The sequence below is a fragment of the Sphingomonas sp. Mn802worker genome, assembly GCF_000382485.1.
In the GTDB taxonomy this organism is placed as follows: Bacteria; Pseudomonadota; Alphaproteobacteria; order Sphingomonadales; family Sphingomonadaceae; genus Sphingomonas.
Genome location: NZ_AORY01000021.1, coordinates 72,754 through 97,074, shown reverse-complemented (window position 1 = coordinate 97,074; position 24,321 = coordinate 72,754). Strand labels below are relative to the sequence as shown.

Genomic DNA, 24,321 nt, shown 5'->3' with positions numbered 1-24,321 from the left:
GGCGTGTGATAGATCGATCAGAAGCGGACGCGCAGCCCCACGCGACCACCACCGCCGCGATATTCCTTTCCGAACTCGCCGTGGCCCTCGATGAAGCCGCTGATGCCGCTTGGCATTGTCACGTTCACGCCCAGTGTGCCCTGACCGAAGGTGTCCAATCGGTCGCCCGTCACCGTGACGGTCTGCCCACCGCTGGTGAAGCGCAGCCCGTCGCGCCCCTCGAACTCCTTCACCGCCGCGCCCGCGGCGTAGAAGGCGAGCGTCGATCCGTTCATCTCGGTCTGACCACCGACGCGCAGCCCGGCCTTGCCGCGCAACCCTTCGAAGCGATCATAGTCGAAGCTGTTCGGCCCCACCGCGAAATCGTCGAGCGAGGTGCGGCTGTACGCCACGCTGACCAGTGGCTCGGCGAAGAAGCCGGTCGAGCCGAAGCGCAGCCCCGCCTCGAGCTTGCCGCCCCATGCGTGCGCATTGTCGTCGTTGCTCAGCCCGGCGATGTAGCTGCGGCGATTGACGTTGTAGAAGTCGTACTTTGCCAGACCATTGATGAAGACCGGACCGCCACGAACGCCTGCGTAGACGCCGACGTTGAACGCATCGACGTCGAACCGGTCGCCCAGCCCGGCCGAGAAGCGCGTGGTCGAGTTCAGGTAACCCGCGGTCACGCCCGCGATCGCGCCACCCGAGCCCGAGCGATCGACCAGGTCGAGCCCGACCTGCATCCCGAACGCGTCCTGCTTGTAGCCCACATTGACGTTCGCCTGCGACAGCGCGCCCAGGTTGAAATCGCGGCGGTCCTTGCGCGTGTTCACCTCGCCCAGCACCTGCAGCCACAGGCGGCCCGAGCCACCCGCTGCCTCAACCGCATTCGCGGTGTCGCGGTTGGCCGCAAAGCGCGCGCTGACCGCGTCGGCCGAGCGGTTCCAGAGCGTCGTCAGCGCCTCACCCAGTTGCGCCTGACGGTAGACCGCAGTGCCGGGTGCGCTGACCAGCTGGTACGCGCTCGTGTCGGTCGCGTAAGTGAGGCCATAGGCGATCAGCCCGCTGTCGTTGACGCCGCCCGTCAGCGAGAATGCCTGCGGGTTCGATCCCGTCGCGACATCGACCAAAGTCACCGGCGCGAACAGCGTCGGCGTGCCGATCGTGTTGAGCGTGATCGCGGTGCTGCCGCTCGCCGATCCGACGATCAGCTGGTCGGCGGCCGCGGTGTTGGTGCCGAACGCCACGTCCAGCCCCAGCGTCGCATTGCCGCTGCCGGTGTAGGCAGTGTTGGCAAAGGTCAGCCGGTCGCCCGCGACGCCGTTGCGCAGCTCGATCGTGCCGCTGTTGTTGAGCGTCTCCAGGTTCGTGACCGATGCCGATTGCGGCGTCGTCGCACTCGCCAGGCGGATCGTGCCGCTGTTGGTCAGCGTGTCATTGCCCGCACCGAAATCGCTGATGCCGGCAAGCGTCAGGCGACCGCTGTTGGTCAGCGTGTCGTTGTTGCCAGTCAGCAACAGGCGGCCGTTCAGGTCGCCGGTGTTGGTGATTGTCGCCGCGGCGCCGGTCACGCGCAGCGCGTAGCCCGTACCGCCGGTGATCGTGCCCGCATTGTTGACGACCGCGCCGCGAACCGAGTCGATCACGACCGCGTCGGTGCCGCCCGAAACCGAGCTGCCTTGCGCCACAGTCAGGCGTGCGATGCCGTCGAGCGCGGGGTTACCCAGCCCGATGTTGCCGCCACCACCGACACCGCCTGCGAGCAGGCGAATACCAACGCCGCTGTCCGACACGACCGCGCCGGTCGTGCGTACGTCGACGCCGCCACCGAAGCCCAGCGCGCGGATCGCGGTGCTGTTCGCGCCCGACGCACGCACAGACCCTGCGTTGACGATCACGTCACCGCCGAAGCTCGCCGCGTTGATGCCGTTGGCGTTGGTGCCACTGGTGCGCAGCTGGTTGACGTTGACGGTTACCGTCCCGCCACCGCCGGCTGCGATACCCTCGGCGTCGCGTCCGCCCGTCGTCACATTGGTCGCGTTGATCGTGACACCTTCGCCACCATAAGCGTTGATCCCGGCCGAGCCCGCGCCCGTGGTCGTGATCGCCCCCGTGCTGATCGAAACTGGTGCGAAGAGCGTGCGTGCGTCGATCGCGTTGGAATAGGCGCCGCTGGTGGAAACGGTACCGCTGCCGCTGATCGCGATCCCGCCGTAGCTGCTGCTCGCGTCGATGCCGCTGGCCTCGATCCCGCTGGTCGTAATCGCGCCGTTGTTGACGACACTCGCGGTGCCGTAGAGCGAGGTCACGGCCACCGCATCGCTGTACGCGCCGCTGGTGGCGACCGACCGGTTCACGGTCGCGCTCGCATTGTTATACGCCTGCACGCGCACGCCGATCGAATTGTCGCCTGCGGTGCTGACCGTGTTCACGGTGGCAGCGGCATCGCCGTAGAAGGTGATCGCGAACGCGCCGTCGGACGAATATCCCTTGGTCGATACCGCATTCACGTTGACGGTCGCGTTGCCGCCATAGGACGCCGCCAGCGCGCCGGGCGAATATTCGCCCGCGGTCGTGATCGTGCCGGTGTTGCTGACCGACGCATTGCCGAAGAAGCTGACCGCGTAGACGCCCGCAGCGTTCTCGCCGGTCGTCGTGATCGACCCGCCGCTGACCGAAATGTCGTCGAGGCCCAGCGCCGAAACGCCGAACGAGCCCGCGCCGTTCGTGCTGATCGCGCCGTGCGCGATGTTGATCGTCCCGCCGCCCAGCGCTCGCGCGTCGATCCCGTCTGCCGCGTTCCCGCTGGTCGTGATCGTACCAGTGTTGATCGTGATATTGCCCGCGGTGCCAAGCCCGTTCAGCGTCTCGGCCCGGATGCCGTCCGATCCATTGCCCGTCGTCACGATCGCCGCCTGCCCGACCGACACGTTGCCGGTGTAGCTATAGGCATCGACACCGACCCCGGTCGACTTGACCGAACCGCTGCCCGACACGCTCACGTCGCCGTAGCCGACCGCGACGATCCCGCCGCTGTTCGCGCCCGCCGTAGTGACCGTTCCGTTGTTGGCGACCGCGGCACTGCCGTTCAGCCCGAAGGCGTAGATGCCGGGCGAGGCGAACCCGGCCGTCGAGACATTACCCGTAGCGGTGACGCTGACGTTGCTGCCCAGCGCCGCGACCGCGGGCGCGTTGTCGCCCTGCGTCGACACGTTGTTGACGTTGATCGCCACATCGCCGCCCGTCACCGCGAGCACACCGACGCCGCCCAGACCCTGCGTCGAGACGAGGCCGGTCGCGTTGACCGCGATGTTGCCGGTGTTGCTCGACACGCTGATCGCGGTCGGGCTGGTGTACGCGTCGCCGGTGCCGGTGGTGCTGACCGAACCGACGTTGATCGTAGTATCGGCGGTGTAGCTGGCGGACAGGATGCCGATACCGTTCGTGCCGTTGTTGACGACACTGCCGGCGTTGATGTTCAGCACGCCGTCGTTGCTCGAGAAGGCGTTGATGCCGACCGAATAGTCGCCGTTCACCAAGACTGAGCCGACCGTCACGTTCAGGTCGGCGGGAAGCGGGCCGGTGCCGTTCTGGAACGTCGCCACCTCGATCGCGCTCGCGACCTGGCCGTTCGTAGTGACGTTGCCGAGGTTGAGCGTGACGTCGCCCGAGCCCTGCGCGGCAACCCCGCGCGAGTAATTGCCCACCGTCGTGACCGAATTGGCCGACACGTTGATCGCGCCTTCATTGGCATAGGCCAGGATGCCGCTCGCCGAAGGGCCATTGGTCGCGATCGTGCCCGACCCGCTGATCGTCACGCCGTTGCTGCCATAGGCGACGATCCCGTTGCCGCCCCCGGTCGCGGTGTTGATCGCGCCGTTGTTCACGATCGTGGCAGCGCCATCATACGCCAGCGCGCGCACCGCGGTGGAGCCAAAGTCGTTGGTGCTGACCGTGCCGTTGACGGTCACGTCGGCCGAGCTGCCGACCGCAACGACCGCGTTCGACAGGAAGCCGTCGGTCGACACGTTGTTGACGGTGACGCTCGCGTTGCCTGCGTTCGCGAGCGCGTAGACACCGGTCGCATAATCGCCCGTCGTCGTCACCGTGCCGGTCGACGCGATCGCCACATTCCCGCTTCCGTTCGACACACCGATGACGCCGAAGGCATTGTCGCCCCCGGTCGACACGTCGCCGACCGTGATGCCGACATTGCCGGTGTTGCTGGTCGCGAACACACCGTCCGAGCCCGCGCCCGTCGTCGTGATCGTGCCCGCGTCGACGGTCACGTTGCCGGTGCCGAACGCGCCGATAGAGATGCCCCTCGCATTGTCGCCGCTCGTCGCGATTGTGCCGGCGGTGACGCTCGCCGATCCGTCGCCGTAGGCACGAACCAGCGCAGCCGTCGCATCCTGCCCGGTGGTGGTGATCGTGCCTGCGTTGAGCGTCGCGCCGCCCGCACCGGTGCCGAACATGATCGCGCCGTAGCCGTAATCGCCGGTGGTCGCGATGGTGCCGACGTTGAGCGCCGCGGTCCCGCCCTGCACCTGCGCGCCGAACGAGGCAAAGCCGCTGGTCGCGATCGTATCAACCGTCGCGTTGACCGCGCCCGTGGTGCCGAACGACACCGCGCGCAGACCGGTCGAGTAATCGGCCGCGGTCGATACCTCGCCCGCATCAACGGCGATCGTGCCACCCACTGCGGTCAGGTCGAGCGCGTTGGAGCCATAATTGTAGAAGCTGCCCCCACTCGTCGTCACGCGGTCGACCGCGACGTTCAGCGCCCCCTGCCCGACATAAGCGTTGATGCCACCGGTGTAGAAACCGGTCGCGTCGACCGTCCCGGCGTTGATCGTCACGTCGCCAGCGTAGGAATTGGCGCTGATCCCCAGCGTGCCGTTCCCCGTCACCGCGATGCTGCCCGCGTTGATCGTGATGTCGCCGGCGTAGGAATTGGCGTTGATGCCACCGCTTGCCCGGCCGGTCGCGGTCAGGCTCTGCGTGTTGATCGTGATATCGCCCAGATTGGTGCTGGCAAGCACGCCGGTCGACCCCGTCCCGGTCACGCCGATGCTGGTGCCAGCCGCCGAGTTGAGCGTGACACTGCCGTCGTTGAACCCGGTCAGCGCGACGCCCGCGCCATTGGCGCGCCGGATCGCCACACCGGAATCGAGATTGACGGTCAGGTCATAGACCGGCGCAGTCGGATCGAGCCCCGGATCGCGCGTCGGGTCGGCCGCCGGCGTGGTATATTCGATACCGTTCGGGAACGGGTTACCGGTCGGGGTGCAGGTGACATTGCCCTGCTGCGTGCGCCCGCACTCGTCGGCCGCGTGCGCAACACCGGGGGCAAGCAATCCGGCGGCAAGGCTGGTGACCGCGGTGGAAAGCAGCAGCTTGCGAACCCGCTTGGGCGACCGCGAAGAAATCGCACCCGCTCGCATCGACACACCAACCATATGACCCCCGGATTTTATCTATTTGCGGGTATGTCTAACGGAGTGACCAATTAGGTCAATGAAGCTTACGTCATCCGTATGTAACATTTCTTACACGTTCGGATCATCTAGGGAGCGACGCCACTCACCCGGCTCCTCAAGCGGCAAGCGCGTAGCGGCGGCAATGTTCGAGGTAGCCGGCCTCATGCGCGCCGGCGAGCGACACCACGCTTTCCCACAACCACGACGGTGCATCGATCTGCCCGCGCCGATCGGCCTCCAGCACGCCCAACCACTCCGCACGCGCGGTCTCGTCCAGCTGACGGCCGTGCGCCTTGCCGATCACGAAGGCGAGATAGCGCGCCGCCTTGATCGCCTCGCGGTGGCTGAACTGGTCGACCTCCAGCTTCAGATCTTGCGGCGCCAGTTCGCGGATGAACAGCGAGCGGCCCTGCATCCGCACCGGCAGCATCCGCGCACCCAGATGCGGCGACATCGCGCGCGCAGCAGCCGTCACCCGCTCGGCATTGTCGGCCGGCATTGCCGTGCGATCACTGCTCGGCGCGATCGGCTCGACCGCTTCCTTCAGGTCGACCAGCGCATAATTGGAGCGGCGCCTGGTATGGTCGAGCGCGACGATCACCGCATAGCGCAGCAACCCGAGCGAGCTGCACCCCTTCATCCAATATGCCGCATCGACGAAGCGGACACGGCGACGCTTGTTCTTCGGGTCGAGCGACAGGATCAGGTCGCACACGGCGGGCTCTGCGAACACGTGCTCGAGCGCGTCGCGCTCGTCGGTCGCGAGCGCCCAGAATTTTTTGCCGAGCGGCAGCTTGGGGTCGACCGCCTCCAGCCGCTCCTTCGCCAAATGCTTCCAGCGCCGCTTGACCGCGGTGCGCTTGACGCTGCGCACCACCTCGGGCTCGACGCCGGCGTCACCGCTGACCGGATCGGCGATAGCAGCGGCATAGCCCTCCACCATCTCCTCGATCATCCGCGCGGTCGTGACGCCCGGCAGATCGGACCCGCGCGCTGCGGTCGCGAGCGAGAGCCCAAGACGGATCAGGTCGTGCGCGGGGTTGCCGATCACCGCCTGGTCAAGGTCGCGGATCTGGATCTCGACGCGCCCGTCACCCGCCGCGAGCGGCCCGAGATTGCCGAGATGCGCGTCGCCGCAGATCCAGATCGCAGGACCCTCGGGCACCCGCGCCGCGACCGGTGACGCATCCAGCCATTCGTAGAACTTCACCGTATTGCCGCGCACGTAAGCGTGGGCGGAGCGAGCCATTTTGCGGGTACGATTGTGTTCGAGAATGATGTGTCGGTCAGAACGGCTCGGCATGGGCATCAATGTCACCTCTTAAGGTGCATCAACGCGCGCCAGACCGGCTTGTATCAGTTTGTTTCGGAATGGCCTGAAGCGGTCTAGCGGATCGGTGGTGGGAACGGCTGAGATTGTGATCGATCCCGCCTATCGATCGCAGGACTCTTATCGTTACGGCTCGACCAACCAGCGGTGAGGCGATCAGCGCACGCTACGTCCCCAAGGGACCAAGCCTTGTCGCTCAACTTCCGCAGTCACCATCCGCAGGGTTTGCGGAGACACCAAGCCGCGCAACAACAGCAGCATTTCAAGCTGCACGGCGCTGGGCTGATCGTCACCCTGCCCCCTGCCAGGCGTCTCAACCGGTCGATCGGCCACGAGGCGACTTAATCTGTCAACGTCGTCTCCCAGCTCGATCAACGAAGCACGGATGCTGGCGAGCTCCTCAGCCGCCTTGTCAGCACGCTCCAAACGCTCGCGAATAACGGTCGCCACGCCGACGCTCCTGCCCTCCGCCTCGGCAGCGTAAACCAGCGCTTGGCCTTCTCTTAAACGGACCTTGATCGAGTCTGACAGAGCCATTGCACTTCCTACTACAGCACGGCCCCTATATTAGGATAGAATACTTCACGATTACAGGTAGTTCTGAAAAGATAGGGTCCCAACAGGGTCCATTCTTGAAATCGTGAAATGTAGAAAGTTTAAGCACTTCAGTGTCTTAGCAGCACCGGAAGGTGCGTATGGTGTACGACCCAAAATCACGATTTTAAGGGCTGGGAATGAAGCTCTGACAGACCGAAAACGGGCTGACCGAGTTTTAAGGGGGGTCCGAACTATCCTGATGAGCGCAGCTCAGCAGGTAAACTGACGCACGGATGCAGATCGGACGCAAAAAGGAGGCAGAAAGGATGCACCGAGGCGGCACTCGGGATGCAAAAGGGACGCAGATCGGACGCACAAGGGAGGCAAAATGCCGATCTGGCCTACGATGTCTGATCGTGGTCGTCTTAGCCGGCCTGAATACGTCGACGTATCTCCTGCTTGTCCCCAATTATGAGGAGGGCATCGCTGGTGAACCGCTCTAGATCCCGTCTTAAATCGACGACGATCTTCCTGAACGACGATCGCTGCGGGCCCGAAAAGCCGTCATGGGTTTCCAGCGTTATCGTACTCACCAATGACATGAACTGCTCGGTTTCCTCGATCAGAAAATCGACATGTGCGTCCTGACACCGGGCCATGCTGGACGGCCGGTTCAGAGCGAACCCTGTCATGGCCAAGACTAACGAATTCTCGAGTTCGGTTGAGCGCGGTACGTGCTGCCGGCATTCACACAGATCGCGCAGCAATTCCCGGATCCTATATTCCAGATCGCCTGTCATGATGCCTCCTCATTCGAAATGGAGGCAGGCCCGGCTAGAGAGCCGGGCGTTAGGAACCCTGCACGTGGACAAGGCGCTGCCACCTTTGGGCCAGGCCTTGGACATGCGTGACAGCCGCCCGGCCGAATAGCTCGACCGGACCACGTGATCCTTGAGGTTCCTACGCCCCACGGCCGGGATTTACCGAACCGCTTTCTGATGGTTGCAGAAGGACGTTAGGGACACAAGCCGCTGTTGCTCGTCATGCAAAAGAGTACGATGGCTACCGGCAACGCAGCAGCTTTGCGCATCCGTTGGCCGGTGAATCGCTCGCTTATGAAGCAGTGCAAAGTTGTACGCTGAAAAGCGCGAGCACCTCGAATGTAACAATCGCGAGCAGGATATTTCGGAGGCGAAGCTGACGGCGCACACCCGTCGCTGCCGCCTCTACGGAACGTGCCTGTCTACCTAGCTTGCCTGGATGCATTGCGCTCATAGCTGCCTTTACCGCAACCCTTGCGTCACGCGGAATTTACCTACTTAGCCGACCAGCAGCTCATCATGGTTACACGTGTCGATGCACAAACAGCTTCATCCCCGTCGAACCATCTAGCGGAGTGATCGACATCTTAGCTCACTGATTGATGATATGAATCAGTCCGTTTTCCGCTTTCGTTCCGTGTGGCACCGACTCATAGAATCGTCATGCCGATCGCGCGCGAACACCGCTGGCTGTACCCAATCGACTGGCGCGAGCTGTCCGCGTTCATCCGCTTCACGCGTGCGAAAGGGCGGTGCGAGCATTGCCGGCGTCCGCATGGGCGCGACGTGCTGCATCTCGGCAACGGCATGTGGTGGGACGAGGAGGCCTCGCGCTGGCGTGATGGGCGCGGTCGGGCGGTGCGTGCGCTCGGCAGTCCAGCCGAGCTGGCGCTGGCACAACCGGGATTCGCCGGCATCGGCGCGCCGGCAATGCTGGGGGTCACCCGGGTGGTCCTCGCCAGCGCGCACCTGAACCACGATCCGGGCGACAATCGCGCGCGCAACCTCGCGGCATTGTGCCAGCGCTGCCACATGCGCCACGATGCCGGTGAACATCGTCGACGCCGCTGGCTCAACGCATTCCGCACCCGCGCGATGGGCGACCTGTTCGCCTGATTATGGCGTGGCGCAACGCCATACGATTGCACGCGGCTACTTCAGGATTTTGTGTTCCTCGAAAAGATGACGATAACAACCGGCCCACCGATCTCCCCTGGCTGTGGTTTGAATACCGCCGCTACCCGGCCCTGCTCCATCAACGTGCGATAAGCGTCATGCTCGGCCGGAAAACGAGCGCGCTCGCGCCGATAACGGTCCGCTTGCGTCAGGATCGCCACATCGGTGTGACACGTCGCGCGCCGCGATGGTGCGACAGTACCATAATCGACGTTCGAGCGTGCCCCGCGTGCGCGCTCGATCACAGCATACGGAACCTTGCCTTGAAGAAAAGCCCGCGCGTCGACGCACCCTGCATCGCCTAAGGGAAACAGGAAGCGCCACGGCTCCGCCAGCATGTCGAAGGCGAAATGCTCGACCAGAACCGTGCTTCCCGGTGCAACGTGCGTATGCGCCCAGGCCGCGGCGAGCTGGCGCGTGTCAGTGCGCCGCGCACGGTTGTCCGCACGGACGCGCATCACCGATGGCACAATCACTAGCGCGAGAAACGCTACGGTAAGCACGGGCAGGATCGCTGGCGATCTCCAACGCTGCGATGCTCGCACCAAATCCGCTACCGCTATTCCGGCCAGGATAGCAGCGAGCGGCAGCAGCGGCAGTGCCCAGCGTTCCCAAACGAGGTGCTGCGTCGACAAGATCAGCACGAAGCTGATCGCCACCGGCACGATGACCGAGGCAGCTACGCGATGGCGCGGCAACCGCGCGGCACCACATAGACTGAGCAGCACCCCTCCCCATCCCAAGCCGGTCAGGATCGGCCCGGTGGCGTACCAGCGCAGGTTCCACCAGGGGCCTCCACTCGTTGCACCGAGATGGTGAAGCTGGCTCTCCCCGCGCAGGTTGCGCAGCACGGTTGCGTGATCGAGCACCAGAAACGGCGAGGCGACCACCAACACGATCAGCGCCATGCCGGTGGCCCCGGCTGCCAGCATCAGCCCGCGCGTCGCCGTCACTCGTCCGCTACGAATCACGACGAACGTCGCGCCAGCAATCGCCAGACCCGACAGCGCGAACGGCCATTTGGTCGCGATCGCGAGACCCCACCATAAGGCGGCCCATCGATAGGTGGCGGGCTTACCGTCCTGCGCGATCGTGGCTGCCGCGTTGATACACAGGAGCATGAAGAAACACGCCATCATGTCCGATCGGATGATCTGCGAATAGGTGACGTGAACCGGGCTCACCGCCAGCACCGCCGCGGCAACAAGCCCCGCCACATTCCCGGCGAACCGACGCGCAAGCCGCCAGACGAGCACAATCGTACCGAGCGCGAAAAGCGCCATCGCGACGCGCCCCGGCAGGATGATCCAGCCGGGATTGGCGTAGACGAGCGCGCCGAATGCCTTCACCGACGTAGCCGCTCCGGTCAGCCAGGCCGCACCGAACGCGCCTATGTCGACGAGCGCGAGAACGTAGATCGTCGTGGTCGCCGGATGGCCGAACCAACCCGGATTGAGCGTTACGCCACGCAGCATGCGCATCGCGCCCAATTCAAACATTAGCTCGTCAGGATCGTTGAGCGCGGGCAGCCCGAAATTGATCGTGGCTAGCCGCAACACGAGCGCCGCGACAAGGATCAAGAGCAGGATGGACCAGCTGCGTTTGTCGGTGTTTCGGCCTGGATCATGCTGGGCTGGGTGACGCATCGCGGGGGCGGTATCAGAAGCCCACTGATTTGACGCCACGGATTTTGGCGGGCAGCGAACGGCAGGTCTGGTAGCAACAACTTGCGCGGGCGCGGATTAGTACAAACACACGTGACTGACGAAGGAAGCGCGATGCCGGAGATGACCAACGCACGTGATCGCAACCGCCGCGACAATCGCTTGATGCTGCTTGTCACGCTTTCCGCGGCCGTGGTGATCGCGGTCGTGCTCTATTTCGCGGGCGCCTTCATGAAGTCGACCGGCTGAAATGGTCGACCGGCGCAATCTGCTGCGTGGTGCGGGATTGTTGGCGGCGGGCGTGCAAGCGAGCCCAGGCATGGCCGCTGGGGTACCCGACGCCGCATCAGGACCGATCGTGGTGGTGCCGACACTCGCGGCGCTCGCGGCGAGCGCACTCGAGCCCGGGCAGGTGGCGTACCTCTCCGAGCCGGGTCGCGAGGGGCTGTTCCGCTGCGTGTCGAGACGACCGTCACAGGCTGATCCGATGCGAGGCCTGTTCGTGCCAGCCGCATCTGGTTCGCGACATTTCGCGCGCGTCTGGGACGGTATAACTGGCCGGCCCGAATGGTTCGGTGCGCAGGTCAACGACGGGCGTGCCGATTGCGCGCCGGCGATCGAGGCATGCATTGTCCTGTGCCCAATCACCCAACTCGCGCAGGCGGATTATTTCATCCGCCGGACGCTGGTGATCGACCGCGGGCGCCGCACGCTGCGCGGAACCGCGCGCTACGCCAGCGACGAGGGACAGGGAACGCGGATCATCCTTCAGGCAAGTGCGCCCAGAGTCCACGACGCGGACGTGCTGCTCGTGGGATCGATGAACAAGCCTGCGGTCGGTCACGACAATTATCCTACGGGCATCCATGTCGCCGATCTGACGCTGATCCGCGATGGTGATTCAGCTCCGCATGCCAGCGGCGATCTGCGCCGCTATCCCGCCGGACTGCGCGCGAGCTACCTCGTTCACTGCACCTTCGCGCGTATCACCTCGCTGGAAAGCAGCGTCGGCTTCTATTTCGGTGGCACCGTCTACACCAAGGTCGACGATTGCCTCGCGCAGCGGACCAGGCCGGGCAGTCGGACCGGCCCCGATCTGGCAGCCGGCTTCTACCTCGACGGTACACCCGAGATCGGTCTCGCGGGAGGGAACGCCTCGATCTACCTCGATCGGTGCCTCTCGGTCGGCCAGCATGCCTCGCACATCCGTCCCTCCGGGCTCGTTGCCGAGGGTGCGTTCGTCGACAGCTTCATCGACCGGTTTGAATCCGCGCGCGTCGATACCGGCATGCGCTTCAACACGCGCGGTGCGAACGGGCCGACGCAGACGGTCGATCTTCACCTGCGTCACTGCGTGCTCGATGGCTGCGGCGCAAACGGGATCGAGCTCGACCTCAAGGGCACGCAGACTGCGTCGATCGAGATCATCGATCCCTATATTTATGCCAGCGGCGCGGGTGGTGCGGCAGGGATCGTCGTGATCGATGGCGGCGGTCTGGTGACGATCACCGGAGGCCAGGTGCATGGCGTGTTTCGCGACGGGTCGCTGCTACTGCGACAAACACGTGGCACGCGTGTCCAGGGGCTAAAGCTGCATGAGGGCACGCGCCCGGTCGTGATCGAGAACAGTGGGGCGCTTCAGATCGAACCGCAGATCAGCAACATGAACCGCCGCACCGATGCGTTCGCGGTGACGTGCGCAAAGGTCTATCGCACCACGATCAGGCCGCTGGTGATTGGCGCGCCGGGCATGCTGGGAGGCGGCGTCGCCCTCGATACAGGCTGCAATTACATGAGCGTCGACACCTCCGCGGTCGATCCGGGCTGCTTCGTCGCGGTCGATGCAGCGCGTAAATTATGGTTCGCGGGCGCGGATGCGGTTCGCGGAGCGGGTGCGGCCGCCTTCGCCCGCGCTGGCAACGTCGTGGTCGGCGTCACTGGCTAGGTGCCGGGAATGCCACTTCGCTGTTTTCAGCGGTCGGACGGAGCGTGCACGGCGGTCGCATCGTCCGGCGTGCGGCCACCCGCGACCATGATCGGCAGATCGCGCGCGTAACGCCGACGCCCCTCGATGCCGCGCACACGGATGTCGCGCCATACGGCAGCGATCGTGGCAAACGACAGCGCTGTCGGGATCAGCATGAAGATAGCAGGGCGGAAGAACGGCCCCAGCGTCACGTAATAGGAATAAAATAGCGGCCCGCTATTGAGAAAGCCGTTGTTCACGCGCGGCAGCACCGGCCCTAGGAATATGTCACCTGGGATCGATAGAATGTAGCAGCACACCAGCGCGACCCGCACCGCCACGCCCGAGCGCCAGGGTTCGAAGAAGGTCAGGAAGATGGCGAGTGCCTGGGTATAGCCACCGCCCTCCGTCGTAATCAGCGCGATACAGGTGGCCAGGTTAACCAGCCGGTAGGTCGGCACCGCTTCCGGCCGCAGCCAGGCGATCCCGGTCGCCACGACGATCAGCAATTGCGTCGCGCGAATCCATGCTGGCAGGAAATCGCCGAAGAACTCGGTCGGCAATGACCCAATCTCGAGGTTGATCTGAAAGATCGAACCATTCAGCAAGCCGATCAACGGCTGGTACGACGTGGCATACCATAGGTCGAGCAGTCCACTCGCCGAATTGAGCTGCGCGTTCCAATTGGTCAGATTGTCGACGATCTCGATTGGCGTACCGGCACCCATTATACCCCAAGTGATGAGATAGATGCCGATCGTCGCAAGGATCGTGCCCTCGAACCAGCGCCAGCGTCGCTTGATCGGATAGGCAAAAATCGACCCGATCAGATATACTTTGAAGTTGATCGTCGCGCCCGCCATGATCCAGCGTAGCCGCGCGCTGCGCAACAGCGGGCCGTGCGCCAGCAAGAATGCGGTAAAGGCGACCATGATCAGGTTGCCGCGCTCCAGTCCGTCGAGCATCGGCATCCCGGCCGCGAGCGCGAACGAGCGCGGCAGCGCCGTCTCACGATCGATCTTCAGGAACGTGCGACCGATCAGGTAGACGTTGAGCACGTACCAGGCGTGCATCGTGACCATGCCGTACCAGTCGCAATCGCGCGAGTACCAGCCTTCGTTGGCGACGTAGCACGGCCCGTAGGTCAGGAACCGCAGCACCACGAACGTGAGCGGCGGATAGAGGGTTCGCCAGCTGTCAAACGCCCCCGGATTGTGCGACCAGAAAGCGGTGTTGAACCAGTCCATCCAGACGTCGAACGGTTCGTAGAAGAACGGTTGCGGCAGGTATTGCTCGATCAGCAGATGCCCGACGCAGTAAACTCCGCCGAGCAGCACGGCGACCGCGAAGAAATATTCCCAATGCAGCCAGCTACCGACCGGTCGGCGTAGCTTGCGCCACATCACGGCACCGCCTTGCGGCGCCGAAACACGAGCGAGCGAAGCGCCAGATAGTTGACGACGGACGCTCCTATCGTCGCAGCAAGACCCGCCACATAGGGTGATGCAATCACCTGCGAAAAGGCTGCGAGCAGCACCAGATTGACGAGGTAATTGCCGACGTAAGCCGTGGCGAACGACGCCTTGGATGCGTCACGGTCGCGGAACACGTGGCGACTGTAGGTAAAATAATTAAACGTAACGCCCAGTATCTGCGCGATCACCTGCGCCACGTACAGGTTTACGCCCAGCCAGACCATCAACGCGAAGATGCCGTAGCCGAACAGGGTGTTGATCGCCGCGGCCTGATAGAAACGGATCAGCTGACCGAAACGGCTCGCCATCAACCGGCGGATTAACGCGACGGGATCAGGCATCGTCAGGAAAATTGATGCGTTCGCGCTCAATGACCAGCGGCGTTTGCCGGCTGCGTTCGGAGATCAGTCGCACCTGATCCCCCACAAGGCCAAGGAACACGAACAGCAGCGCGATCTCGGCCTGCACCACCGATGCGATCAACCAGCCTGCGATCGGTTTGCCGAGCACAAAGGCGATCAACCCGCCAACGAGCATCAGCACCGCCATCATCGCGCCCAATACGCCCAGATAGAAGGGGACGCGCACCAGCCGCTTTGACGAGCCGGCGATTCCCGACAGCGTAAAATCGAGCAGCGCGAAGAAGTTGTTGTTGGACTTGCCGCCCGCGCGCGGCGGTCTGGGATAGGCGATCGTTTCGATGTGAAAGCCGGTTTCAACCAACATGCCGCGGAAGAACGGTTCGGGTTCCTTCAACCGCTCGATCTCGCGGACGACACGGCGGGTGTAGAGGCCGAAGCCGGTCGCGTTCGGGATGACCGGATAATCGCCGAACTTCTCGAAGAACCAGTAGGCGCTGCCACGCGCGGCCGACAGCCCGACCGAATTTTCCTCGGAGGCGCGCACGCCCAGCACGATATCCGCGCCCGCTTGCCAACGCCGCACGAACTCGCCGATCAACTCGGGCGGATCCTGGAAATCGGCGCACATGTTGATGATTGCGCGGCCCGATGCCTGGAAGATCGCGTGGGTGGGCGAGCGCATTTGGCCGAAATCGCGCGTGTTCACGATCAGGCGGACGCGCGGATCACGCGCGCACAGGCCGCTCAACAGTTCAACGGTGCGGTCCTGCGACGCATTGTCGATGAAGATGACGTCGAACGAAAGCCCGGTCGCCTCCATTTCGCGGATCACCGCCTCAGCGATGGGTAGTGCGTTCTCTTCTTCGTTGCGTGTCGGGATGACGACCGAAACATCGGGTGCGGTAACGAGCATTAGACAGTTCTCAGGTTACGCGGATCGGCACCGACGGGCGGACGCATCTGGTAGAGCTCGATCGTTGCCCAAGCGAGGATGACGATCGCGAGCAGTGCCAGCGGCAGCGTGCGGAACTGCCGGTCCGGATCGATAAAGGCGGGCTCAAGGATGCGGACGTTGGCGCCCGAAGTCAGGTCCTCAACCGAAGTACCCTCGAGAAAACGCTGGTAGCTGACGTACAGGCTGCGCGCGATGTTGAGCTCACGCGCAAGCTTCTCGACCTGGGTCGACTGCACGACCACGCGATTGACCGAGTTGGGATCGCTAACGTCGAGGCTCTCGGCCTCGCGCAATTGCGCGCGCAATGCCGCAATCTCCGCCTGAATTTGTTGCACCGCAAAGCTCTGCGCCGTGCCGAACTGCTGCGCGGCACGCAAGTCCACTTCACGTGCCTTGATCGCAGCCTGGATGTCCGGAATGCGCTGACCGATCGCCTCGATTGATGTACCGGGATCCGAGTAGCGGGTGTTGCGACGGAAGGTATCGTAAGCCGCCTGCGCCCGCGAGTAACGATCGCTTGCCTGCGTGACGAGCTGCTCCAGGATGCGCCGCTTGTACGCGGTCTGCGTCTGGCTGATCCGCGCCAGACGATCACGCGTGGCCTCGGCCAGCGTACCTACCAGGCGTTGCGCGAGGATCGGGTCCTCCATCTTGGTGCTCATCTGCAGGATGCCACCACGCAGCGAACGGATGTCGACTTCTTTGTCGATCCAGCGCTGTGCCGCCACCTCATTCGCGAACTCACCGCTCTTGACCAGCTTCAGCCGCTCGATGACCAGCTGCCGCACCTCGACGCTGCGCGCGACCTTGAGGCTGATCTCAACCGCTGCCTGGCTGCCGAACACGTTGGTGAGCGCACCCAATTGTCCCAACGCACCGCTCAGACCAAGCGCGGACGGATCGGACGGGGTCAGCGACACCGCCGCGCGATATTCGCGCGGGAACAGGGTCAGGATGGCGAGGATGATCGTCAGCACGCCCAGGATCACGCGCCGAAGCCACGGGCGCCCCAGAATACGGTTCGCCGACAGATTGTCGACGATGCTGCGAGGCGGCGTCATCGCGTCACCGCCACCACGGTCGCAGCGCTGAGTGCGCCCTGGAACAGGATCGAGCTGATCTGCGCGATGCGCGAGAGCAACGACACGTTCTGCGTCTTGGTGGGCACGAAGACGATGTCACCCGGCAACACGTATTGCGACAGGGCGCCCGACCGCTTCGACACGACGGCCCCGTTGGCGTGAACGACGAAGATGTCGCGGGTGTCGGCCAGGCGAAGCGTGCCGCCCGCCTGATCGAGATAGTCACGCACACGCTGCCGGCGCTGGCCTTCAACCAGGAACGAGGCGGGGCGATACACCGCGCCGAACACGCCCACGGTGCTGGAGCGTGGCGGCACGATAATCGTGTCGTTGTTCTCAAGCGCAAGCGTGGTCGGAAGCCCGCTGCCGTCGGGCTCGACCGGCAACACGATGCGGCCGTCAGGCTGCTGCTGACGCAGGCGTTCCAGCAATGCGCGGCCCGCCGCGTTCTGCGCTGCGGCCTGTTCCGCCGACAGCGTCGTGTCGGTGGTCAGCGGCGCACCGGCAAGCGTCACCTCCAGCTGGCGCAACGCCTCTTCATAGCTTTCGCGTTGTTGGCGGCGGACGGAGACGCGTTGGAAATTGGTGCCGTAGAGATAGGCTCGCGGCGTCGTGCCTCCGGCGAGTGCCAGCACCTGTTCAAAACTGGAGCCCGGCTGCACGACGTAATTGCCCGGCTTGTTCACTTCGCCTTCGATCCGGACCACGACGGTCTGACGCTCAAGCGGTGTCGCGAGCGTGCCCTTGGCGAGGATCTGCACGATATCCCCCCCGGTGACGGGCTGCGCGGCATAGCTGTCGCGCCCAACCTGCACGCCACCTACGGTATTGGCGTTCGACAGCTTGTAGAGGATCAGGCGATCGGGATCGGCGAGCGCGGTTGCACCGCCCGCGAAGCGTAGCAGCTCGTCGAGCGATTCACCCGGCTTGGCCTCGTAGATGCCTTCCTGGTTGACGCTGCCGGTCAGCGCGACCTGCTCACCGAGCGGCGCGATGTAGAGGACGTCGCCGTTCTGCAACACCTCATCGCGTGAGCGATCGCCATTGCGCAAAAAGCCGTACAGGTCGAAATCGCTGATCGTCTCGCCGTTGCGGATCAGCCGGACCGACCGGAAGCTCCCGCCCGCCGACGGGCCACCGGCCGCGAAGATCGCGTTGACCAGCGTCGACAGGCTGTCGACCGTGTAGCTACCCGGATTGTTGGCGAAGCCGGTGACGAACACGCGGATGCCACGCAGTCGCGTGACGGCCACCGAGACGTTGAAGCCGCGGTACCGTATGCCGACCGCGCGGACGATCGTGTCCTTCAGGTCGCCGTAGCTGACACCCGCCAGGTTGATCTGACCCACGCGCGGCAGAAACACGCGGCCGTTGCTGTCGATCTGCCGGCTGACGCTGCCTTCGATCGAACCGGACAGGCCGATGAAGATCTCGTCGCCGGGCGCCAGCTTGTAGCTTGCAGGAACGGTCGTGGTGGTCGGCACCGAATAGGTCCGGCTCGACGGCACGATCAATCCGGTGCCGAAACGCGGCAGCACCCGGCCAAGACGCTGCTGGACGAAACGCTCGAAATCGTTGGGTGGCGGGGGTAGTACTGGCAGCTGATTCAGCGTCTGCTGCCGATTGGTGGCAAGTCCACGCGCGTTTGTCGTACCGGTTTCATCCAGCGTATTCTCGCCGCGCAGCTGCGCACTGCTGCTGGCGGAATTATCCTCGATCTGGGTCGGGCCGACGCGTTCCGCCGGCAGCGGGTAAGACGATTGGGACTGTTGCGATTGTCCCGTCTGCTGCTGTCCCTGCGTATCGGAGCCGAGCGGAGAACCAGACGGCAGGTTACGCCCGGTCGTGTCGTACTGCTGAGCCGACACTGGATTGGACACGGTGATTAACGCTGCAAGACAGGCCGTGCGGCGCAGGACTGCACGCGACCGGACACGCCCGCCGGGCAGGATAACGGATAGCATCATCGAAAACTCGTCGCCGCTGAACGGTCGTGGGAGGTAGCAGAATCGTTCGCGCGGACAAGCGCGTTGCCTGACAGCTGCGCGATCGTGGCATCGAGTGCTTGGTCTAGGTCTAGATCAAGCACCAGCCCGAGATCATCGGCAGCACGCTTGATCGAGGGTACGTAACGGTCGACCGGCGCATCCGTGCGCGGCTGTAAATCAATAGGAACATCATAGCGCGCGGCAATCCGGGCGGCGAGATCGGCCATGTCGACGCCCTGATCCGAGCCGACATTGTAGATCGGGCAATCCGCAGTAGCGGCATCGGCGATCGTCAGCAGCCAGCGGACAAGATCGTCGGCGTGCATGTAGGAACGGATGACCGGGTGACGTGCATTGACCCCCACCGGCCGTCCCGCGATCCCGTCGGCGAGGAAGTTACCCACCGCGAAATGCTGATCGCGCGGCAAATAGGCGCCGATAAAGGCGAAGCAGCGTGCAACGGCAACACGTGCGCCGTGCGACCGTCCATAAGCCGCTATCGTCTCCTCGGCACTGCGTTTCGCCTCGGCATAGTCGCGCTTGTACTCGACCATGCCCGCCGCCCCCGTGAAGGGAGCATCCTCTTCCAGAGCCACGACGTCGGCGGGTTGTTGCCCGTATACCGCGCCGCTGCTGGTATAAACGATCTGTGCAGCGGGACAGTCCGTCGCCGCCCGTGCGACGAAACGGTCTGCCGCGGCGAGGATCGCCGCCCGCTCACGCGCGGGGTCGGTTGCATAGGCGCGCGCGTCGGTCGTGTTCGCCGCATGGATCACGTAATCGGCGCGCGGCAGCACCGCATTCTCGGCTGCGATGTCGAGCGCGACGAGTTCGACCCCCTCACCGATCAGATCAGGATGGTCGTGCGCGAGCTTCTCGGGCCGGCGGGACAGTGCGACCACCCGCTCGATGCCCCATGGTGCCAGCAAGCCGCGCCGGAACGCGTCCAGCACCGACTTGCCGAAGAACCCTGTTCCACCAATAACCGCGAGTGAGCGACCGTTGGTCATGCCACCGGCGCATCCTGCGCCAGGTAATCGATCTCCGGCGACATACGGTCGATCGGGTTCGATTCCATCGAGCCCGTGGCGGTGATGCGGCTGGTGATCTTGGGCATGTAGGTCTGTTCGGGATCGATCGGCACGATGAACGCGGCCGGCCCCGGCGCGGCAAGCCGCTCCAGCACCGCGGGATCGGTATCGAAATCGAGCCCCAGCGGCATCACCGGCACGTCCCAGGCGACGAACAGCCGCTCCCAATCGGGTAAGCCAAGCCCCGAGGGACGATCGCACCCCAGATACTTGCCGTTGAAATAGCTGCGCTGCGTCATGCGGATCGACGCGTGGCCCTGATCGTGGAAGATGAAGATCTTCAGATCGAGGTTGTTGACCGCAACCGTTCCCAGTTCCTGCAGGTTCTGCGCGAAGCCGCCATCGCCCTCGATCAGGATCGTTCGGCGCGAACGCCCCTCCCCACCGGCATCGCGCGCCGCGATCGCCGCGCCGATCGCTCCCGACAGGCCGTAACCCATCGAGGCGAGCGACTTGTCGGTCAGCATGCGCTGGCCAAAACGCTGCTTGTAGAGCTGCATCGACAGCGTGAACGCGCTGCCGCTCGAACACGGAATGACCAGATCGTCGTCGCGCGTCAGCGCTTCCAGTCGGACGATGAAGTCATAGGGCGAGAGATAGCCCTCCCCGGTCTTGTTGACGTCCTCGACCCGGGGAACTGCCGCGCGGATGCGCCGTGCCTCGGCGAGCCATGCGTCGTGGCGCGCGAGCGGACGTGCGAACAGCCGGTGTGCGAAATCGTTGGCATCGACCGCGAAGCCATGATCGACGCGCGGGTGACCCTTGTTGAGTTCGCCCTCATCGATCTCGACCTGGACGATCGTCGCGTCGCGGCCGAATTCCTGCCAGTTGAAACCGGTCTGCTGCAGCCCGAGCCGCGTACCGATCGCGATGATCAGGTCGGCGCGCTGGATGATGATGTTGGCGGAGCGCTGCCCCCAGGTGTTGGGACGACCGAGGTAATTGGGGTCGTCGCCGTCCATCCGGTCGGCGCCGTTATAGGTCGTCATCGTCGGCACGCCGCGCGCGACCAGCGCCTCGCGCAATGCGGCCGCTCCGCCATAGGCGACACCTCCGCCCAGCAGGACGACCGGCCGCTCGGCGCGATCATAAAGGTCCGCCACGCGGTCGAGCGACGCGTCGTCGACGACGGGCAAGGCGGGCGCAACAAGCGCCGGCAGCGCCGTTTCCTCGACGGTTGCGGCCTGAACGTCGAGCGGGAACTCGAGGAACACCGGCCCCTTGCGCGGCGTCCAGCTGACGGCGAGCTTTTCCAGGAACTCGTCCGCCGCGATCGGCGCCTCGAACCGGTAAGCGAGTTTGGTGGTCGAGCGCACCAGCGCGACCCCGTCGACCTCCTGAATGCCGCGCGAGCGGACCTGCTCGCGTGCGAGATCGGCGGTCTTCACCTGGCCGCCGATGACGAGCAGCTCACGGCTTTCGAGATACGCGCCCGACAATGCCGTGACGATGTTGGTCAGACCCGGTCCCGCGGTCACCAGCGCCAGCGCACGCGCGGGATGCGCGATCTCGTTGAAATATTCCGCCGCGATGCCGGCCGCGACCTCGTGAACGACGGGAACGCCGGTCATGTAGCGGTCGAGGCTTTCGGTCAGGTGCATGATGTTGCCCCCGCCGACGTAGAAATAGTGGGTGTAGCCAGCCGTCTGCAACCAGGCCGCGATCTGGTCGGAATATTTCACTGCGCCTTCCCCTGCGACAGCTTCAGCATCGACGACAGGATGGTCAGCACCTGATGCTGGGTCATGCTGTTGCTGTCGGTATGGTCATATCCCCAATCGGCATGAAGCGGCAGGTGGACACGCCCGTCGAACGGTTCGAGGTGCGAGTTCATGTCGTCGACGTAGACGACGAGGTAATCACCCTTGGCGAGCCACCCTTGCGCCTCCGCAACCGCGATCTTGGAGCCGATCGAGCGGATATGCTCCTGCCCGAACACCGGCACCACGTCGGCGTCGTAGAAATCGAGCGTGCGTCGGATCGAGGCGACGTTGCGCGTCGACAGGATCGCGAAGCGGTCGGGATGCGCCAAGAGCAACGGACGCAACAGGAAAAAGAAGTCGTACGGCGCCATCAGCTTGGGCCAGTCGGGATCGACCATCATCTCGTCACGCGCGGCGAAGAAGCGCGTCGAGAACGCCCAATCATCTTCGTCCGGCGTCACGTCGGGAAGCCCGGCGGGCTCAACCAGGCGGCGCTCGTCGTAGAGACGATTGTACTGCCACGCATCGGTGACCACGGCGCGAAACTCGAGGAACTCCTCGAAGCTCACTTCCTGACGATAATTTGCCGCGCCTGCGACCGCCCGGTTGCATACCGAATAGGCCTCAAACGCGCTGTTGAAGAGCACGCCGTCGAAGTCGAGAACCAGCTTCAATTCCATGAACTTACAACCTGCTGCGAATTTGCTCGGCGCGCGTTCGCGCCTTGTCGAGACCGCGACCCGCCGGACCCGAATGAAGATCGAGCAGGTCAAGCTCGACACCGATCGCGCGCTCCAGCACACCGTCCTCAAGGAAAGCGGGAACGGGAATTACGACCTTGCGCGTTTCGACGCAGGCGATCCGCGCGGCGAGTTCGGCGTCGCTACGCAGCAGGTCGCGGGTGCGCGCATTCACGCCACCACCCATCGTCACCTCCAGCCCGCGGCGCTTGGCGGCATCGGCAACGGTGCGGACCATCACCATCGTTTCATCACCATCGACGCCATTACCACCGAACGACGCGGTCAAGTCGGACCGACCGAGCGTGACGTTGGTCAGGCGATGCCCGGCGTCGAGGATCGCATCGATCCGTTCCACCGCATCCTTGGTCTCGATGGTGACGCCGACGTGATGGAAATGATCACCGGGCAGCGCGTCCATGTACTTCGACATGGCGAACGCGCTCTCGATCATCGGCGCGACGACGCTGGTGACGCCTAGGCGTTCAAGGAACAGCAGGTCCGACTTCGCCTCGCATCCGCCGATCTTGCACAGGTAATCGATACCGCGACGACCCGCCCAAGCGACCTCTGCGGCCAGATCCTCACGGCTAAGACCCTCAGCCTCGAATTCGCCCTTCAACGACGTGAAGGGATTCAGACTTCCTTGTACCACACACTCTCCCAATCTCATTTCGCCATCGTGAGAAGGTTCTGGTCGATCAATCGCGTCGAGGACGCAGGTGTAAACATTTACCGCCGATTGATACATTCCCGAAACATTCGCTGCGCTGGCGTCTCCCTTGCTGCGTTGGCGGCTGTGTGTCCGCATTGATCGGTGCCGATAAGACGGCTGGTTCGATTTATCTAGCGTCGTCAACAACACGCACCGGTTCAGCCGCGCCAGTGCAGCACTTTGGCAACAATGCCCGAAACGCTGACAAGACTGGATTGGACAAGACTGGACTGTCGACGCGAACCAAGTATCAGCGCGCGTTCATGTCCGTTGTCACGCTCAATACCGGCCGCAGTTTCCCCGCCGATGCGGCCACTTCCATTCTCGACGCCGCACGCGCGGCGGGTATCGTGCTCGAATATAGCTGCCGCACCGGACGGTGCGGTGTCTGCAAGGTGCCGCTTGCGACAGGCGAAACAGTGCTGCTTCGCCCCGAAGACGAGAGCCTGTCGGCCGACGAGGTGCAGCAGGGTCTCATCCTGACCTGCTGCCGCGCGGCTGCCGGGGACGTGGTGCTCGACATCGAGCCGCTTGACCGGCTCGCCGGTTTCGAGGTCAAGACGATCCCGGCACGTGTCGTCTCGATCGAGCGACTGGCACCCGATATCGTCAAGGTGGTGCTACGCACGCCGCCTGCCTCGCCGCTTCGTTTCCTGCCGGGGCAGTATGTCGACGTTCTCGCCGATGGCGTGCGCCGCAGCTACAGCTCGGCGAATGCACCGCGAGCCGACCATCAGCTAGAGCTGATCATCAAACGCTATCCGGGCGGCGCTCTCAGCGCTTACTGGTTCGAGCGTGCCAAGGTGAACGACCTTGTTCGCGTAGAGGGACCGTTCGGCACGTTCTTCCTGCGTGACGAAGGACCGACCAACCTGCTGTTTCTGGCGACCGGCACCGGCATCGCGCCCGTGAAGGCGCTGCTGGAGGAACTGGCGAGCGATCCTGATCGCGCCGCGCAGCACCGGATCGATGTGTTCTGGGGCAACCGCGAGGCCGAGAGCTTCTGCTGGGATCCGGTCGGCCTCGGGCTCGACATTGGTTTTCACCACCTGCTGTCGGGTCGCGACGAACGCTGGAGCGGGCGTCGCGGCTACGTGCAGGACGCCGCGATCGCGCGAGGGATCGACCCTGCCGATACCGCTGTCTACGCGTGTGGCTCATCCGCGATGATCGGTTCGGCGCGGGCCGCCTTGCTCGCGCTTGGCCTACCCGCGAAACGCTTTTTCTCCGACGCATTCGTCAGTTCTAACTAAGGCC

18 protein-coding genes are annotated in these 24,321 nt (G+C 64.2%); 4 read left to right on the top strand and 14 right to left on the bottom strand.

Features of this window, described 5'->3' with window-relative positions:
* Positions 1-17: 17 nt before the first annotated feature.
* The 4 genes from SMN802W_RS0115955 to SMN802W_RS0115940 all read right to left on the bottom strand — a co-directional run bounded on the left by SMN802W_RS0115955 (position 18) and on the right by SMN802W_RS0115940 (position 8,126).
* Positions 18-5,423: a hypothetical protein gene (locus tag SMN802W_RS0115955; RefSeq protein WP_156818948.1), complete on the bottom strand. Its 5,406-nt coding sequence runs from the start codon at positions 5,421-5,423 to the stop codon at positions 18-20.
* A 151-nt stretch (positions 5,424-5,574) separates the two neighbouring features.
* Complete coding sequence (locus SMN802W_RS0115950; protein ID WP_019517919.1) at positions 5,575-6,708, bottom strand: DUF2252 family protein; 1,134 nt, start codon at positions 6,706-6,708, stop codon at positions 5,575-5,577.
* Between the two features lie 237 nt (positions 6,709-6,945).
* On the bottom strand, positions 6,946-7,326 hold the full coding sequence (locus SMN802W_RS0115945) for a hypothetical protein (protein WP_019517918.1): 381 nt from the start codon (positions 7,324-7,326) through the stop codon (positions 6,946-6,948).
* A 425-nt stretch (positions 7,327-7,751) separates the two neighbouring features.
* Positions 7,752-8,126 (bottom strand): hypothetical protein, encoded by a 375-nt coding sequence (locus tag SMN802W_RS0115940; RefSeq protein WP_019517917.1) that lies wholly within the window; start codon positions 8,124-8,126, stop codon positions 7,752-7,754.
* 684 nt (positions 8,127-8,810) lie between these two features.
* Between SMN802W_RS0115940 and SMN802W_RS0115935 the strand changes: the two genes are divergently transcribed.
* On the top strand, positions 8,811-9,263 hold the full coding sequence (locus SMN802W_RS0115935) for a hypothetical protein (protein ID WP_019517916.1): 453 nt from the start codon (positions 8,811-8,813) through the stop codon (positions 9,261-9,263).
* Between the two features lie 41 nt (positions 9,264-9,304).
* Here the strand turns inward: SMN802W_RS0115935 and SMN802W_RS0115930 are convergent, their stop codons facing one another.
* Positions 9,305-10,882: an ArnT family glycosyltransferase gene (locus SMN802W_RS0115930; RefSeq protein ID WP_162140031.1), complete on the bottom strand. Its 1,578-nt coding sequence runs from the start codon at positions 10,880-10,882 to the stop codon at positions 9,305-9,307.
* 198 nt (positions 10,883-11,080) lie between these two features.
* Here SMN802W_RS0115930 and SMN802W_RS18445 point away from each other — a divergent pair, with 198 nt between their 5' ends.
* On the top strand, positions 11,081-11,236 hold the full coding sequence (locus tag SMN802W_RS18445; RefSeq protein ID WP_156818947.1) for a hypothetical protein: 156 nt from the start codon (positions 11,081-11,083) through the stop codon (positions 11,234-11,236).
* A 70-nt stretch (positions 11,237-11,306) separates the two neighbouring features.
* Complete coding sequence (locus SMN802W_RS17415) at positions 11,307-12,932, top strand: hypothetical protein (RefSeq protein ID WP_156818946.1); 1,626 nt, start codon at positions 11,307-11,309, stop codon at positions 12,930-12,932.
* A 26-nt stretch (positions 12,933-12,958) separates the two neighbouring features.
* Here the strand turns inward: SMN802W_RS17415 and SMN802W_RS17410 are convergent, their stop codons facing one another.
* From SMN802W_RS17410 to SMN802W_RS0115875, 9 genes are read right to left on the bottom strand one after another with little or no spacing between them, the layout of a single operon-like run.
* Positions 12,959-14,359, bottom strand: a complete 1,401-nt coding sequence (locus SMN802W_RS17410; protein WP_156818945.1) for a hypothetical protein — start codon at positions 14,357-14,359, stop codon at positions 12,959-12,961.
* On the bottom strand, positions 14,356-14,736 hold the full coding sequence (locus SMN802W_RS17725) for a GtrA family protein (RefSeq protein WP_162140030.1): 381 nt from the start codon (positions 14,734-14,736) through the stop codon (positions 14,356-14,358). The genes SMN802W_RS17410 and SMN802W_RS17725 overlap by 4 nt, the downstream gene beginning before the upstream one ends.
* Positions 14,737-14,761: 25 nt before the next feature.
* Positions 14,762-15,703 (bottom strand): glycosyltransferase family 2 protein, encoded by a 942-nt coding sequence (locus SMN802W_RS0115905; protein WP_019517910.1) that lies wholly within the window; start codon positions 15,701-15,703, stop codon positions 14,762-14,764.
* Positions 15,703-16,806, bottom strand: a complete 1,104-nt coding sequence (locus SMN802W_RS0115900) for a hypothetical protein (protein WP_019517909.1) — start codon at positions 16,804-16,806, stop codon at positions 15,703-15,705. The genes SMN802W_RS0115905 and SMN802W_RS0115900 overlap by 1 nt, the downstream gene beginning before the upstream one ends.
* Positions 16,803-18,794 (bottom strand): SLBB domain-containing protein, encoded by a 1,992-nt coding sequence (locus SMN802W_RS0115895; RefSeq protein ID WP_026326212.1) that lies wholly within the window; start codon positions 18,792-18,794, stop codon positions 16,803-16,805. The genes SMN802W_RS0115900 and SMN802W_RS0115895 overlap by 4 nt, the downstream gene beginning before the upstream one ends.
* Positions 18,791-19,825, bottom strand: a complete 1,035-nt coding sequence (locus tag SMN802W_RS17400; protein ID WP_019517907.1) for an NAD-dependent epimerase/dehydratase family protein — start codon at positions 19,823-19,825, stop codon at positions 18,791-18,793. Before SMN802W_RS17400 ends, SMN802W_RS0115895 begins: the two co-directional genes overlap by 4 nt.
* On the bottom strand, positions 19,822-21,588 hold the full coding sequence (locus SMN802W_RS0115885; protein WP_019517906.1) for a thiamine pyrophosphate-binding protein: 1,767 nt from the start codon (positions 21,586-21,588) through the stop codon (positions 19,822-19,824). Before SMN802W_RS0115885 ends, SMN802W_RS17400 begins: the two co-directional genes overlap by 4 nt.
* A complete protein-coding gene (locus SMN802W_RS0115880; protein ID WP_019517905.1) occupies positions 21,585-22,289 on the bottom strand; it encodes a hypothetical protein in 705 nt (234 codons plus the stop codon). The genes SMN802W_RS0115885 and SMN802W_RS0115880 overlap by 4 nt, the downstream gene beginning before the upstream one ends.
* 4 nt (positions 22,290-22,293) lie before the next feature.
* Positions 22,294-23,004: an aldolase/citrate lyase family protein gene (locus tag SMN802W_RS0115875; RefSeq protein ID WP_162140029.1), complete on the bottom strand. Its 711-nt coding sequence runs from the start codon at positions 23,002-23,004 to the stop codon at positions 22,294-22,296.
* Between the two features lie 323 nt (positions 23,005-23,327).
* Between SMN802W_RS0115875 and SMN802W_RS0115870 the strand changes: the two genes are divergently transcribed.
* Positions 23,328-24,317: an FAD-binding oxidoreductase gene (locus SMN802W_RS0115870; RefSeq protein WP_026326211.1), complete on the top strand. Its 990-nt coding sequence runs from the start codon at positions 23,328-23,330 to the stop codon at positions 24,315-24,317.
* The last annotated feature ends 4 nt before the right edge of the window (positions 24,318-24,321 follow it).

What these genes read in the sequence shown, in the direction of transcription:
- SMN802W_RS0115955 (WP_156818948.1), bottom strand. Translation starts at nt 5,423, where the DNA reads ATGCGAGCGGGTGCGATTTCTTCGCGGTCGCCCAAGCGGGTTCGCAAG.
- SMN802W_RS0115950 (WP_019517919.1), bottom strand. Translation starts at nt 6,708, where the DNA reads ATGGCTCGCTCCGCCCACGCTTACGTGCGCGGCAATACGGTGAAGTTC.
- SMN802W_RS0115945 (WP_019517918.1), bottom strand. Translation starts at nt 7,326, where the DNA reads ATGGCTCTGTCAGACTCGATCAAGGTCCGTTTAAGAGAAGGCCAAGCG.
- SMN802W_RS0115940 (WP_019517917.1), bottom strand. Translation starts at nt 8,126, where the DNA reads ATGACAGGCGATCTGGAATATAGGATCCGGGAATTGCTGCGCGATCTG.
- SMN802W_RS0115935 (WP_019517916.1), top strand. Translation starts at nt 8,811, where the DNA reads ATGCCGATCGCGCGCGAACACCGCTGGCTGTACCCAATCGACTGGCGC.
- SMN802W_RS17415 (WP_156818946.1), top strand. Translation starts at nt 11,307, where the DNA reads ATGGCCGCTGGGGTACCCGACGCCGCATCAGGACCGATCGTGGTGGTG.
- SMN802W_RS17725 (WP_162140030.1), bottom strand. Translation starts at nt 14,736, where the DNA reads ATGGCGAGCCGTTTCGGTCAGCTGATCCGTTTCTATCAGGCCGCGGCG.
- SMN802W_RS0115905 (WP_019517910.1), bottom strand. Translation starts at nt 15,703, where the DNA reads ATGCTCGTTACCGCACCCGATGTTTCGGTCGTCATCCCGACACGCAAC.
- SMN802W_RS0115900 (WP_019517909.1), bottom strand. Translation starts at nt 16,806, where the DNA reads ATGACGCCGCCTCGCAGCATCGTCGACAATCTGTCGGCGAACCGTATT.
- SMN802W_RS0115895 (WP_026326212.1), bottom strand. Translation starts at nt 18,794, where the DNA reads ATGATGCTATCCGTTATCCTGCCCGGCGGGCGTGTCCGGTCGCGTGCA.
- SMN802W_RS17400 (WP_019517907.1), bottom strand. Translation starts at nt 19,825, where the DNA reads ATGACCAACGGTCGCTCACTCGCGGTTATTGGTGGAACAGGGTTCTTC.
- SMN802W_RS0115880 (WP_019517905.1), bottom strand. Translation starts at nt 22,289, where the DNA reads ATGGAATTGAAGCTGGTTCTCGACTTCGACGGCGTGCTCTTCAACAGC.
- SMN802W_RS0115870 (WP_026326211.1), top strand. Translation starts at nt 23,328, where the DNA reads ATGTCCGTTGTCACGCTCAATACCGGCCGCAGTTTCCCCGCCGATGCG.